This is a genomic window from Leifsonia sp. fls2-241-R2A-40a (assembly GCF_030209575.1).
GTDB lineage: Bacteria > Actinomycetota > Actinomycetes > Actinomycetales > Microbacteriaceae > Leifsonia.
Genome location: NZ_JARVRS010000001.1, coordinates 1,631,369 through 1,644,658 on the forward strand (window position 1 = coordinate 1,631,369; position 13,290 = coordinate 1,644,658).

16 protein-coding genes are annotated in these 13,290 nt (G+C 72.2%); 8 read left to right on the forward strand and 8 right to left on the reverse strand.

The window, feature by feature from the left end:
* Window positions 1-24: 24 nt before the first annotated feature.
* The 7 genes from QRN40_RS08240 to QRN40_RS08270 all read right to left on the reverse strand — a co-directional run bounded on the left by QRN40_RS08240 (window position 25) and on the right by QRN40_RS08270 (window position 6,748).
* Window positions 25-747 (reverse strand): SDR family NAD(P)-dependent oxidoreductase, encoded by a 723-nt coding sequence (locus QRN40_RS08240; protein WP_285115088.1) that lies wholly within the window; start codon window positions 745-747, stop codon window positions 25-27.
* 22 nt (window positions 748-769) lie between these two features.
* Window positions 770-1,495, reverse strand: a complete 726-nt coding sequence (locus tag QRN40_RS08245; protein WP_285115089.1) for an alpha/beta fold hydrolase — start codon at window positions 1,493-1,495, stop codon at window positions 770-772.
* Between the two features lie 88 nt (window positions 1,496-1,583).
* Window positions 1,584-1,979: a sigma-70 family RNA polymerase sigma factor family protein gene (locus QRN40_RS08250; RefSeq protein ID WP_285115090.1), complete on the reverse strand. Its 396-nt coding sequence runs from the start codon at window positions 1,977-1,979 to the stop codon at window positions 1,584-1,586.
* Window positions 1,969-3,645, reverse strand: coding sequence for a cytochrome bc1 complex cytochrome b subunit (gene qcrB, locus QRN40_RS08255; protein WP_285115091.1), 1,677 nt, complete (start codon window positions 3,643-3,645; stop codon window positions 1,969-1,971). The genes QRN40_RS08250 and qcrB overlap by 11 nt, the downstream gene beginning before the upstream one ends.
* Window positions 3,642-5,006: an NAD(P)/FAD-dependent oxidoreductase gene (locus QRN40_RS08260; RefSeq protein ID WP_285115092.1), complete on the reverse strand. Its 1,365-nt coding sequence runs from the start codon at window positions 5,004-5,006 to the stop codon at window positions 3,642-3,644. The genes qcrB and QRN40_RS08260 overlap by 4 nt, the downstream gene beginning before the upstream one ends.
* A gap of 77 nt (window positions 5,007-5,083) precedes the next feature.
* Window positions 5,084-5,977, reverse strand: coding sequence for an RNA polymerase sigma-70 factor (locus tag QRN40_RS08265; RefSeq protein ID WP_285115093.1), 894 nt, complete (start codon window positions 5,975-5,977; stop codon window positions 5,084-5,086).
* 9 nt (window positions 5,978-5,986) lie between these two features.
* Window positions 5,987-6,748, reverse strand: coding sequence for an SDR family oxidoreductase (locus QRN40_RS08270; protein WP_285115094.1), 762 nt, complete (start codon window positions 6,746-6,748; stop codon window positions 5,987-5,989).
* Between the two features lie 187 nt (window positions 6,749-6,935).
* Here QRN40_RS08270 and QRN40_RS08275 point away from each other — a divergent pair, with 187 nt between their 5' ends.
* From QRN40_RS08275 to QRN40_RS08295, 5 genes are all read left to right on the forward strand, one after another.
* Window positions 6,936-7,694, forward strand: coding sequence for an SDR family oxidoreductase (locus QRN40_RS08275; RefSeq protein WP_285115095.1), 759 nt, complete (start codon window positions 6,936-6,938; stop codon window positions 7,692-7,694).
* On the forward strand, window positions 7,694-8,089 hold the full coding sequence (locus QRN40_RS08280) for a hypothetical protein (protein WP_285115096.1): 396 nt from the start codon (window positions 7,694-7,696) through the stop codon (window positions 8,087-8,089). Before QRN40_RS08275 ends, QRN40_RS08280 begins: the two co-directional genes overlap by 1 nt.
* A 144-nt stretch (window positions 8,090-8,233) precedes the next feature.
* Window positions 8,234-8,752, forward strand: coding sequence for a beta-class carbonic anhydrase (locus QRN40_RS08285; protein ID WP_285115097.1), 519 nt, complete (start codon window positions 8,234-8,236; stop codon window positions 8,750-8,752).
* Window positions 8,753-8,759: 7 nt separating this feature from the next.
* Complete coding sequence (locus tag QRN40_RS08290) at window positions 8,760-9,686, forward strand: alpha/beta hydrolase (protein ID WP_285115098.1); 927 nt, start codon at window positions 8,760-8,762, stop codon at window positions 9,684-9,686.
* The gene (locus QRN40_RS08295) at window positions 9,658-10,233 is read left to right on the forward strand and encodes a mismatch-specific DNA-glycosylase (protein ID WP_285115099.1); all 576 of its coding nucleotides are present in this window, start codon (window positions 9,658-9,660) and stop codon (window positions 10,231-10,233) included. Before QRN40_RS08290 ends, QRN40_RS08295 begins: the two co-directional genes overlap by 29 nt.
* A gap of 7 nt (window positions 10,234-10,240) precedes the next feature.
* On the opposite strand, the gene QRN40_RS08300 is transcribed toward QRN40_RS08295, so the two are convergent.
* Window positions 10,241-11,041, reverse strand: a complete 801-nt coding sequence (locus tag QRN40_RS08300; protein WP_285115100.1) for a class I SAM-dependent methyltransferase — start codon at window positions 11,039-11,041, stop codon at window positions 10,241-10,243.
* Between the two features lie 64 nt (window positions 11,042-11,105).
* On the opposite strand from QRN40_RS08300, the gene QRN40_RS08305 reads away from it, so the two are divergent.
* The 3 genes from QRN40_RS08305 to QRN40_RS08315 are packed head-to-tail and all read left to right on the forward strand — an operon-like array spanning window position 11,106 to window position 13,290.
* Window positions 11,106-12,266, forward strand: a complete 1,161-nt coding sequence (locus QRN40_RS08305) for an FAD-dependent oxidoreductase (RefSeq protein WP_285115101.1) — start codon at window positions 11,106-11,108, stop codon at window positions 12,264-12,266.
* Window positions 12,267-12,325: 59 nt separating this feature from the next.
* Complete coding sequence (locus tag QRN40_RS08310) at window positions 12,326-12,850, forward strand: hypothetical protein (RefSeq protein WP_285115102.1); 525 nt, start codon at window positions 12,326-12,328, stop codon at window positions 12,848-12,850.
* Window positions 12,847-13,290: a hypothetical protein gene (locus tag QRN40_RS08315; protein ID WP_285115103.1), complete on the forward strand. Its 444-nt coding sequence runs from the start codon at window positions 12,847-12,849 to the stop codon at window positions 13,288-13,290. Before QRN40_RS08310 ends, QRN40_RS08315 begins: the two co-directional genes overlap by 4 nt.

The following is a 13,290-nucleotide window of genomic DNA, read 5'->3' on the forward strand; positions in this document are numbered from 1 at the left end:
CTGGGAATCCGGTTGGAGCCGCGCTCACAGGTCGAGCCCGGTGTGCTCGCGCAACGCATCCACGAGCCGGTCCTGGAAGCCCTCGTCTCCGACGGAGGGATGCGGTCGCTGCTGCCGCTGGTGGTGCCAGTACGCCGAGGTCCGGGTCGCCGGATCCTCCCCCTCGGCCAGCCAGACCTGCGTGCGGTGGCCGAGTTGGAGGTCGTCCGGGGCGCCGCGGCCGCCCATGCGCGTCGGCACCCAGCCGGGGTCGACCGCGTTGCTGAAGACCCCGGGGCGAAGCCGGGGGAGCGCTGCCGCGAGTGTCGTGACCAGCAGTTTGCTGTCGGAGTAGGAGGCCGTCGTTGTGAGCCCGTCCCAGTCGAGGCCGTCGAGCCGGGGATGCCCTCCCCGGTGCATCCCGCTGCTCAGGTAGACCACGCGCTCGGCGGGCACGAGGGCCGTCAGCACATAGGGCGCCACGACGTTGACGGGCAGGATGCCGCGACCGTCGATCACGCCCGCATTGTGGATGACGGCATCCACCCCGCCCGCCTCGGCCACCGCGGCGGCCAGCGCGCGCACCTCCGACGGGTCGGACAGCTCGGCTGGGATGATCACGGCCTGCTCGCCGAGCACCCGCCGCAGGTCGCCTGCGCGCTCGAGGCTCCGCGCGTGGCCGAGGACGGTGTGCCCGTCCTCGGCCAGTTCGCGGGCCGCTCCGAGCCCCAGTCCGCTTCCCGCGCCGGTCACCAGAACCCTCGCCATGCTGAGCCCCCTCCGTCACCGTTCAGGCTACGACGACCGCCCCCACCGCTTCCAGGATCATCTCCGCGACCGGGCCGGGCTGCGACACGCTGAGCGCGTGCGATCCGCCCGGGACCTCGCGCACGCCACGCGCCTGCGCCCGCTCGGCCCCCGCGCGGTGCTCGGCGACCGGGATGTTGAGGTCGGCGTCGCTGAAGACGCACCAGGTCGGCACGGTCTTCCAGGCGGGCGTCGCGGCGGCGAGACCCTCGGTGAGGGCCGCCTGGGTCACCGGGCGCTGGGTGGCCGCCATCAGCGCGGCGGTGCGCTCGTCCACATCGGCGGCGAACTGGTGGTGGAAGGCGTCGGGACGGATGACGAGGTCGACGTTCCCATCGGAGAGCGGATGCGGCTCCAGCGCGTCCGCGAGGGTGCTGCCCGGGAACTCCGTGGACAGGTCGAATGCGGTCTTCCCGTGCTCCGGCACGAACGCGTTCACGTAGACGAGGCCGACGACGGATTCGTTCTCCGCGCCGGCCTCCGAGATGACGAGGCCGCCGTAGGAGTGACCCACGAGGACCACCGGGCCGCCGACCCCGGCGATCACGTCTCGGACGTACGCGGCGTCTCGCGCCAGGCCGCGAAGCGGGTTGGCCGCGGCGATGACACGGACCGACTGCTCATGCAGCCGCTCGATGACGCCGTTCCAGCTCGAGGAGTCGGCGAAGGCGCCGTGCACCAGCACGACGGTGGGTTTCTGGTCGGTCATGGGGATGTCCTTTCCGGTTGGAGACGCCACTCGCGGCGCCTGCAGCTAGGACCGGATGGCCGTCCCGGGCGTGACAGACGCGCACGGATCAGGACCATTCGGTGAGCTTGGCCGGGTTGGCCACGACCCAGACGTGGTCGACCGCCCCCGGTCTGCCGCTCAGCGCGACGACCGCGACGGCCCGGCCGGCGCGGAATGCCAGGAGTCCAGGGCCGCCGTTGACCGCACGCAACTCCAACCGCAGGGATGCCGGGTCGCCGAGCGTGCGGCGCAGCAGGGTCAGCGCCGCCGCGATCCCGGGCACGGACGCCGGTGGCCCGCCCGCCCGCTCGCCCGGGCGGCCCTGCTCCTCGCAGCCGGCGCCGGTGTCGACGACGACGCACACGCCGCCCCCGAGCAGCCGTGCGAGCGTCCACGCATCGTCGGCCAGGTAGGCGTCGCGGAATCCCCTGACGAGCGCGGCGCGGCCGCGGTCACGCCGCACCCGCCGCCCGCGTCGTCCCGGGGTGCGCCATCGCCTCATCCGTTCGTCCTCCAGCGTCGTCGCCGGCCGCTCCGCCGACCGCCTCGCCGACCGCGGCCGGTCCGTCCGCCGGTTCCAGGCGGTCCTCGAAGTACACACGCGACAGCGCGGCGCGCACGCGCTCGCTGAGCCGGAGTCGTCCATCCTCGTCGGGTCGCGCCCGGAAGCTGTGCGCGGCGGTGGGGCCGGCGAGGCGGGGGACTTCGTCCGCATCCACGGTGCCGTGCAGCTCGACGTACTCGCCGCCGGGCAGCCGGACGATGCGGCCCGACTCGTACCCGTGCAGCAGGATGTCGCGGTCGCGCTTCTGCAGCGCGAGGCACACCCGCCGGGTGAGGACGACCGCCACGACCGGTCCGAGCACGACGAGCGCCTGATACGAGGCGACCACCGATTCGACCGAGAGATGGAAGTGCGTGGCCACCAGGTCGGCGCTCCCCGCTCCCCACAGCGCCGCATAGAAGACGATCCCCGCGACGCCGACTCCTGTGCGGGTGGGCTCGTTGCGCGGCCGGTCGAGCAGGTTGTGGTCGCGATGGTCGCCGGTGACCCACTCCTCCACGAACGGGTAGACCGCGACGGCGAGCAGGAACAGCCCGACAACGGCGAGCGGGATGAGGATTGCGAGCGTCCAGGTGCGCCCGAGCCACTCGAACTCCCACCCGGGCGGGACCAGGCGCAGGGCGCCGTCGAGGAACCCGGTGTACCAGTCGGGCTGGCTCCCGGCGGAGGCGTCGGCCGGCGACGACGGTCCGTACAGCCACACGGGGCTGACGGTGACGGTCGCGGCGATGAGGACGATCGCCCCGGTCGCGATGGCGAGCAGGCCTCCGGCGCGTGCGGCGAGCTCCGGCAGCACCGGGACGCCGACGATCCGGTCCTCGGTACGGCCCGGGCCGGCGAACTGCGCCGGCTTGGTCACGTAGGCGCTCCGCCACCGGGCGGCCAGCAGCAGCACGAGCAGCACGGGGACCACCGCGACGTGGATCGGGTACAGGTTCTCGATGATCCGCCCGGGGAACTCACCGCCGAACAGCAGGGCCGACAGCCAGGTACCGGCGACGGGGATGCCGAGGACGATCCCTTCGACGATCCGCAGCCCCGTGCCCGAGAGCATGTCGTCGGGGAGTGCGTAGCCGCTCCATCCGCCCAGCAGCGCGACGAGCAGGATGCCGAAGAGCAGCAGCCAGGACAGCCGGCGCGGCCGGCGGAAGGCGCCCGTGAAGAACGAGACCGCGAGTTGCAGCATCACCGCGGCGGGCAGCAGCAGTGCGGCCCAGTGGTGCGCCTGACGCAGTAGCAGTCCGCCCGGGAACTCGAACGAGATCGCGAGGGTCGACCGGAAGGCCTTCGACATCTCCGCGCCCGCGAGCGGGAGGTACGGACCGTCGTAGGTGACGCGGGTGCTCGACGGCGTGTACACGAACATGAGGACGAACCCGGTGACGAACAGCACGACGATGCAGGCGAGCGCGATCACGCCGAACATGCTGGTCCAGTGCAGCGGCACGCGGCGGCTGCGCAGCTCGCCGGCGAGCGCGGCCGCGCGCCGGCCGGCCGACGTTCCGGACAGCACCCGCCCGGCGCGTGCGGTGAACGAGACGCGAGGCCTCCGGTCGACGTTCATCGCGGGCTCCCGGCGGTCTCGGGCTCGGCATCCGCCGGGCGCTCCTGGACCGGCCGCGTCCCGCCGAGGAACGCGCGGCGCGGATGCTGTACCGAGAGCAGCGAGATGATGTCGCGTCCGAAGACGACGGCGCTCGCCCAGACCAGCAGGACCCGCACCTTGCGCTCCCAGGTCGGGATGGCGAGCACGTGGTATCCGCGGTGCATCACCCAGGCGAGGAAGCCGGTGATCACGATCCCGCGCCACTGGAAGATGCCCTTCCCGAGCCCGAGCGTCGCGACCACGCCGAGACTGTGGTGCACGTAGTCCGTGGGCTCCTCGCCGCGCAGCGTCGCCACGATGTTCTTGGCCAGGCGCTTCGCCTGCCGCACGGCGTGCTGCGCGTTGGGGACGGTGAGGGCGCCCTCGATCGGCGACGCCAGATCCGGCACGGCGGCGTCGTCGCCGGCGGCCCAGGCATCCGGGACGATCCCCTCGGGCGTGGCCACGCGCAGGTCCGCGCGGACCGTGACCGAACCCCGCGCGGTCACCGGCAGGTCGGTGCGGTTGGCGACGACCGGGTTGGCGCCGTTGCCGGCCGTCCACACGATCGTGTGCGCATCGAACTCCTCGCCGGTCGAGAGCACCAGGTGGCCGCCGTCCGCCGAGATCAGCTGCGCGCCGAGATGGATGTGCGCCCCGCGCTGCTCCAGCGACCGCACCACCCAGCGACCCGGCTCGTCCGTGACCTCGGGCAGGATGCGGTCCCGCGCCTCCACCAGGTGGAACGCCAGGTCGGAGAAGCGCAGCTCCGGGTACGACTTCAGCAGCGCCGTCGCCAGCGACAGCAGCTCGCCGAACCCTTCGACGCCCGAGAAGCCGCCGCCGACGAAGGCGACCGTCAGCAGCCGCGACCGCTCCGGTCCGGGAGGGAGCACGGACGCCCGGTCGAAGGCGTCGAGGAGGCGGTCGCGGATGGCCACCGCCTCCTCGACATGCTTCATCCCGATCGCGTTCTCGATCACCCCCGGGATGGGGAAGGTGCGCGTCACGGCGCCCGCGGTGACCACGATGATGTCGTAGCCGAGCTCGAACGCATCCCCATCCTGCGGCTGCACCACGACGGTCTTCGACGAGTGGTCGATGCGGGTGACGGACGCGTGGATGAGGCGCGCTCGCCGCAGGTGGCTGCGCAGCGAGATCGCCGCGTGACGCGCCTCGATCGAGCCGGCCGCGACCTCGGGGAGGAACGGCTGATAGGTCATGTACGGCCGGGGGTCGATCACGACGATCTCGGCCTCGTCCCGCCGGAGCGTCTTCTCCAGCTTCCATGCAGTGTAGAAACCGGCGTAGCCGCCGCCCACCACGAGGATCCGGCGCATGGTGTGCCTCCTGTCTCACCTGACTGGTGCGTTCACCAGCTATGACAAGACAGGCCGCCCGTTTGTGACAGCCGCGATCAGGCGGGGACGGGCATGCGCTCCAGCTTCTCGGGATTGAGCACCCACTGGAGCCGGCGGATGCCGTCCGGAGTGACGTCCAGCGTCAGGAACGCCACCAGCGCGCCGTCGCGGACGAGCACCGCAGCGGGGGCGCCGTTCGCCTCGACGATGTGCACGGTCCCCTCCCAGAACCGGCCGTGGAACGCGTGCAGGTACTTGGCCACGGTCTCCGGCGTGAACACCGGGATCCTAGAGGCGCGCGCCAGGCCGCCGCCGTCGGCGTAGCTGACGATGTCGGCCGTGAACATCCGCTCCAGCTCGCCGATGTCTCCGGACTTCGCGGCCTCGAGGAAGGCCTCGAGCATCCGCTTCTGCTGCGCATGGTCGACCTCGCGCACGTCCCGCTCCTCGGCGAGGTGCTTGCGCGCCCGGCTGACCAACTGGCGGGCAGAGGCTTCCGATCCCTGGATGATCTCGGCGATCTGCCCGTAGGGATAGTCGAACGCCTCGCGCAGGACGTAGGCCGCGCGCTCCGTCGGCGTCAGCTTCTCCAGCAGGACGAGCACCGCGAACTCCAGCGCCTCCCCGCGCTCTGCACCCAGAAGCGGGTCGGCGCTGGTGTCGACCGGCTCGGGAAGCCACGGCCCGATGTAGGTCTCGCGCCGCACCCGCGCCGACTGCGCCTGGTTGATGGCCAGCCGCGTCGCCGTGGTCGCCAGGAACGCCGCGGGTTCGCGGACCACCGAGCGGTCGGTCTGCTGCCACCGCTCCCAGGTGTCCTGCACGATGTCCTCGGCATCCGCCACCGTTCCGAGCATCCGGTACGCGATGCCGAACAGGCGGGGGCGCACGGCCGCGAAGGTTCGCGCGGCCGCGTCCAGATCATCGTGGTGCTTCGTCTCCCCGGGCATGGTCAGATGCTAGCGAGCGTTCTCCAGCCAGCGGGAGTAGGTGATCCGGCCGAATCGCTGGTCCGTGACCGCCGGGTCGTTGCCCGGCGTGAGCGACCGGTCGTCGACGGTGCCGCCGAAATACCCGGCGCTCGGTTCGGTCACGACCGTGCGACTGTCGCCGGTCGCGGCGAACAGCCGCCTTGCGGCATCGTCGAGCCGCAGCGGCTCCGGTCCGGCCAGCTCGACGATGCCGTCCAGCGGCTCGGCTGCGGCTACCTCGGCGAGCGCCTCCGAGACGTCGGCCGCTGCGATGGGCTGCATGAGCACATTCGACAGCACCGTGGTCCCGTCCTTCGTGCCGCCATCCGCCAGTGGGCCGATGAACTCGAAGAACTGGGTCGCCCGCACGATGCTGAACGGGATGCCGCTCTCGCGCACGATGCGCTCCTGCGCGACCTTCGCCCGCATGTAGCCGATATCGGGCAGACGGTCGGCGCCGACGATCGAGAGGACGACGTGGTGGCGGACTCCGGCATCCTTCTCGGCGGCGACCAGGTTGCCGGTGGACCGCTCGAAGAACTCCAGCACCGGGCCGTCCTCGAACGACGGCGCGTTCGGAGTGTCGACCACGACGTCGGCGCCGCGCAGCGCCTCGGCCAGCCCGTCGCCGCGGACGGTGTCCACCCCGGTCGAGGGAGAGGCGGCGACGGCGTCGTGCCCCTGCTCCTGCAGCAGCTCGACGACCCTGCGGCCGATCAGCCCGGTTCCTCCGATGACGACGATCCTCATGACGTTCTCCGTTCCCGGCCCGCGGTCCGTCCGCGCGCTCGATGACTACGACCGGACAGCGGGCGCGTCTGTGACAGCGGGCGCGTCTGTGACAGCGGGCGCGTCTGTCACAGCCGGCGCGTCCATCCGGTCCTAGCTACCGGGGCCGCGCGGTGCGGTCGTTCCGACAGCTGGAGGAGAGAGAACCATGAAGATCGTCGTCATCGGAGGAACCGGGCTGATCGGCTCGAAGGTGGTCGCGAAGCTGACCGAGCACGGCCACGAAGCGGTTCCGGCCTCACCGAACTCGGGCGTGAACACGCTGACGGGCGAGGGGGTGGATGCGGCGCTCGCCGGGGCGGACGTGGTCGTCGACGTCTCCAACTCGCCCTCGTTCGAGGAGAAGGCCGTCATGGACTTCTTCACCACGTCGACCAACACCCTCATCGCCGCGGAGCGCGCGGCCGGAGTGAAGCACCACGTCGCCCTCTCGGTCGTGGGGACCGAGCGGATGACGGACAGCGGCTACATGCGCGCCAAGGTCGCCCAGGAGGTCCTCATCCGGGAGTCGGGCATCCCGTTCACGATCGTGCACGCGACGCAGTTCTTCGAGTTCGTGAAGTCGATCGCCGACGCGGCGACGGACGGCGACACCGTACGGCTGGCACCCGTGTTTATCGCGCCGATGGCGGCCGAGGACGTCTCGACGGCGGTGGCCCGGGCCGCGGCCGGTTCCCCGGCCGGAGGCGTGCACGAGGTGAGGGGCCCGGAGGAGTTCCGCCTCACCGAGCTGATCGCGCGGGGCCTGCAGGCGCGGGGAGACGCCCGCACCGTCGTCGCCGACCCGGATGCCCGCTACTTCGGCGCACACCTGTCCGACCGCGAGCTCGTTCCCGCACCGGACGCCGAGGTGTACCCGACGACCTTCGAGCAGTGGCTCGACGCGCAGGTCGGCGCGCTCCGCTGATGTCGATCGCGGAGCGGGTGTCGGCCCTGCGCACCACCAGCCGGCGGCGGACGGTCGGGCAGCTGGGCGCGGCGGCATCCGCCCGCGACTTCCGCCGGCTGCGCTCCCTGCTCGATCCGGCCGTCGCCGTCGTCGTGGATGCCGGGGAGCGCGCCGGGGTGGGCAAGCGGGTGGTGCGCGGCGTCGAGGACGCCTCCCTCCTGCTGACCCATGCCCTGTCGGCGCGGCCCGGGATGGTCGTCGCGGAGCGGCCGGTGAACGACCGCCCGGGCCTCCTCGTCAGCCGCGACGGCCGGCCGACCGCGGCCATCGCCGTCGATCTCAGCGGCGATCTCGTCTCCGTGGTGTGGGTGCGGCTCGACCCGGCGCCGCTCCGGCGCGGCCTGACGGTCTAGCCCGCGCGTGGGCAATACCCCTCACATCCGCGTCGCTGCGCCGGGTTGTTGGCGGGAACCCCCGGAGCCAGCGCGTGCCACGAGTCGTAGTGTCGGCCCTGCGTGGCCGGCACACGATGGCCGGCCCGGACGGGAGCTGCACCCATGAGCATCATCGACGACGCACTCAGCGCGAACGCCACCCTCGCCGACGGCTACGACTCCGAGCGCGGCAAACCGCCGGCGCCGCGGATCGCGGTCGTGACCTGCGCGGATCCCCGGCTCACCGCGGTCGTGCAGCTGATGGGGCTGCCGGATGCCGACGTCGACCTGATCCGCAACGTCGGGACCGTGATCGACGACGACGCCATCCGCTCGCTCATCGTCTCCACGCGCATGCTCGGCACCCGCGAGATCATGATCATCAACCACAACGACTGCGGGCTGTCCCGGTTCTCGGGCGATGAGCTCGCGCAGCGTCTGCGCACGGAGACCGGTTCCGCGCCGATCGCGCCCGTCACCTTCTACACGTTCACCGACGCGGAGCAGAACACCCGCGAGCAGATGCTGAAGGTGCGGTCGCACCCGTGGATCGCGGCGGACGTCCCCGTGCGTGGGTTCCTCTTCGACGTCGGCACGGGCCGGTTGAGCGAAGTGCAGCCCGAGTCGTCGACCGTCGGCTGACCAGCGCATGCCCAGCCGGGAGATGGATGCGGTGCTCGCCACGCTGAGACAGCGTCAGGCGGCGGCCGCCGATGCATCCGAGCCGCCGCTCGAGGAGCTGCGGGCCGGCTTCACACCGGCGGACGCACGGCACCCCATCCCGGACGACGTCCGGGTGACCGAGGTCAGCGCCGGTGGCGTGAGGGCGTATTGGCTCGACGCTCCGGGGGCCGACGCGGGACGCATCCTGCTCTTCCTGCACGGCGGCGGCTTCCAGCTCGGCTCTCTGGCCAGCGATGGCGAACTGGCGGCTCGGATGGGGCGGGCGGCCGGGATGCGCGTCCTCTTCGTGGAGTACCGGCTCGCGCCGGAGCACCCGTTTCCGGCGGCACTCGACGACGTCCGGGCTGCGTACGCCTGGCTGCTCGAAAGCCAAGGTCATGCCGCGTCCGCGCTCGCCGTGGCCGGCGACTCGGCGGGCGGAGGGCTGTCGGTCTCGCTGCTCGTGGCGACCCGTGACGCGGGTGGCCCGCTGCCGGCGGCGGCCGTGCTGATGTCCCCGACGGTCGACCTGACCAGCTCCGGTGCCTCGATGAGCGAGCGCGTCGACCAGGACCCCATCTCGTCGCCCGCGCTTCTCCGCACGCTGGCCGCCGACTACCTGGACGGGGCAGACCCGACGACGCCCCTGGCCTCCCCGCTGTTCGCGCCGCTCGACGGCCTGCCGCCGCTGCTGATCCAGGTGGGGACCGCCGACCTGCTCCTGAGCGACGCGCAGCGGCTGGTGGAGACGGCGACCCGAGCGGGAGTCGACGTGGCCCTGGAGATCGGGGAGGGACTCCCGCACGTGTACCAGTTGAACGCCGGCACGCCGGAGGCCGCGGACGCCGTGGAACGCGCGGGGAGGTTCCTGCGAGAGTGGACGCATGACGTACAGCCGCGCGGAGCTGCGTGAGTTCACCGGGAGGACGCTGCCCGACCTCATCGCCGAGCCGACGCGCCTGCTCATCGTCGGCATCAACCCCGGCCTCCTGACCGTCGCCGTGCAGGCGCACTTCGCACGGAGAGGCAACCGCTTCTACAAAGCCCTGTACCTGGCCGGGATCACCGACCACGTCATCGACGCGTCGGAGGGCTTCGACCCGGCCGACGTTCGTCAACTGAAGGAGCGCGGGATCGGCATCACGTGCATCGTGCCGCAGGCGACCGCGCGGGCGGACGAGCTCACGCCCGTTCAGCTCAGGGAGGGCGGAGCGGCACTCCGCGAGCGCGTTGCGGAGCTCGCGCCGAACGTGGTCGCCTTCCTCGGCATCACGGCCTACCGCGTCGCCTTCGACCGGCCCCGCGCAGTGGTCGGCCGTCAGCCGGAGGAGTGGGGGCGTTCCCAGCTCTGGGTGGCTCCCAATCCCAGCGGCCTCAACGCGCACGCGTCGCAGGACGACCTCGCTGCGGCGTACCGCGAGGTCGCCGTCGCCGCGGGGATCGAACCGTACCCGCGCTAGCCTCGCGTCATCGTGGGAACGCGCGGTACAGGATCGTCTGCAGCGGGATCGTCGTCGGTGCGGGCCCGTACTCGGCCTCCAGGCGCGCGGCGACCTCGGCGATGAGCGCATCCACGTCGCCGGAGCGCGCGCGCACCTGCTCGGAGACGGGGTTGCCCGCGATCACCCCGTCCGCGAAGTCCGCCCAGGAGGCGACGGGCGAATCGTACGGGAGCACATCGACGATGAGCTCCCCGAAGCCGGACTCCTGTGCGAGGTCGCGCAGCGGGTCGACGGCGCTCATGGAGAACGGCACGCGATAGAAGGTCGGCGGGTCGTCGGGGAAGGTCTCCTTCAGGAGCCCGTCGGTGATGGCGGCGAACCGGTTCTTCGCGTGGCTGTCCCAGACGCTGAACACGAACACGCCGCCGGGCGCGAGCACTCGGCGCGCTTCACGGAAGGCGGCGCCCGGGTCCGGCAGGAACATGATCCCGTACTGGCACGCCACCGCGTCGAAGCTCGCGTCCTCGAACGGCAGTTCCTGTGCATTGGCGACCTGGATGCGGGTCTCCGGCGGCAGCTTCCGGCGAGCGACCTGCAGCATCGCGTCGTTGAGGTCGGTCACGACGAGCTCGACGCCGGGGTTGTGCTCGAGGATCGCCGCCGACGAGATGCCGGTGCCCGCTGCCGCCTCCAGGACCCGGCGCGGATGCGTCAGGGCGACGGTCCGGCCGAGCACGTCGGCGTAGTGACGGAAGAGCACCGGCCCGAGGCCGGCGTCGTAGTGCTCGGGGATCGAGCCCGAGAAGCGCGTGGCGTCGTCTTTCACGGTGCGAGGCTACTGCGCGGGCGTCGATCCGGGAACGCTCGGTTCTGCCGCTAGGGTGGGCGGCATGCCCACCCGCGTGATCGTCATCGGCGCCGGCGTGGTCGGCGCTGCGGCGGCCTGGTCGCTGGCGCGTGAGGGCGCATCCGTGCTGCTGGTCGAGGCGTTCGAGCGCGGCCACGACCGCGGATCGTCCCACGGTGCGACACGCATCTTCCGGCACGGGTACGCCGAGGCCGACTACGTGGAGCTGTCCGTCCGGGCGCTGCAGGGCTGGAAGCACCTGGAGCGGGTGAGCGGCCGCCCGCTGCTGGACGCGACCGGCGCTGTCGACCACGGCGACCTCGCGGTGCTGAAGACGATCGCGCAGGCGCAGGATGCGGCGGACCTTCCCTGCGAGTGGCTCACCGCCGCCGAGGCGGAGGCCCGCTGGCCCGGCCTGCGGTTCGGGGACCACGTGCTCTTCAGCCCGGGCGGCGGGCGCCTGCACGCGGACGCGGCGGTGGATGCGCTGCTCGCTGCCGCCGAGGCCGCCGGCGCGGAGCTGCGCTTCGGGACGCGGGTCTCCGGAGTCGACGTGGACGGCGACGTGGACGGCGACGAGCGCGTCGTGGTGACGGCCTCCGACGGCACCCACACCGCCGACCGGGTGATCGTCGCGGCCGGATCCTGGACCCCCGGCCTCGTCGGGTCCTTGCTGGAAGCGCGAGGCGCATCCCTCCCGCCGGTGACGGTGACCGAGGAGCAGCCCGCCCACTTCCCGCTCCTCCCGGGAGCGGCGGACGACGAGAGCGTGTGGCCGAGCTTCGTGCACCATCCCATCGACGGCTCGGTTCCGAGCGCGTACGGCCTGCTGACCCCGGGCGAAGGCGTCAAGGTCGGCTTTCACGGGTACGGCCCGGCCGTCGACCCCGACCACCGCGACCGCACCATCGACCCGTCCCGGCTGCGCGACCTGCAGGACTACGTGGCCCGCTGGGTGCCCGGCGTCGACGCCTCCCTCCCCGCCGCCATCAGTTGCCTCTACGACAGCACCGAGCAGGAGGACTTCGTCCTCGACCGTGTCGGCCCGGTCGTCGTCGCGACCGGCTTCTCCGGCCACGGCTTCAAGTTCGGGCCCGCGCTGGGTGACGTCCTCGCGCGGCTCGCCCTGCACGGCGAGCGGGCAGCCCCGCGGTTCCGGCTGGCGGTGGCGGCACCCGACGCGGAGGCCGCGGCCGGGCCGTAGCCCTTCTGTTCTCGATATCGGCTGTGCAACCATAGGCTCGTCGAAGGACGGGGGAGCCGATGACGATGGATCCGGGGGCGGGGTCGGCCACGACCGTGGCAGCAGACAGGGGCCCGGACCGAGCGGATGCCGGGCCGCCGCTGCTCCGGCGTGCGAGGACGCTCATCCTCTGGGCCCTCGGCGCCGCTCTCGTCTACTCGATGGTGAACGCGTCGAAGGGTGCCTGCCCCGGCGGCTTCGGCACTGACGGCTTCGTCGATGCGTCCGGCACCCCCACCGATACGGCGCCGCAATGCATCACCCTCGCTCTGCATCCCAGTCCGGTGGTGTACCTGGCGATCGCGCTGACCGTCATCGTCGCGTTCTCACGCGCGGCACGCGCGGTCGACGTCGAGACGGCCCTCCGCCGCCTCAATCGGGGCGCCATCGTGGTCGTGGCCATCGTCGTCGTGTCGGCGGCCGTCTCGATCCTCTGGTTCGCGGCGACGCCCCAGCCGACCACCCCGGGAACCGTGTTCTTCCCGTTCCCCTTCGGGTCGGGAACCCTCACCGTCGCTCCGCTGGAGCCGGGCCCGGCCGGATGACGGTCCGACCGGGATCGGTGGTCGCGCTGCTCCGTGTCTCGGTCGCCGCGCCGGCTCTGGCTCTGGCGCTCGCACTCGCGGGGTGCACCGGCTCGAGTTTCCTCTCCCCGCACGCCTGTCTCCCGGGCCGGCTGTCCGTCGACCCTGCGGTGGTCGCTGCCGGCGGCAGCGTCACGCTCGCGAGCGGGCCGGCGCGATGCGACCTCGGCTACGAGCGCGGCCACACCTATTCGGTGAAGGTCATGCACCGGCAGCTCGCGTCACCTCCGACCGTGGTGGAGGTGGAACCGAGCGGACGGTTCTTGACGAGGGTCGTCATCCCCGAGTCGTTTCCGGCCGGCGACGCCGTCATCGTGGTGACCGGCAGCCCCTTCGACCGGTGTGCCGAGGAGGGGTACGGATCGTGCGCCGGCTATGCGGTCGACATCACCATCCGCTGA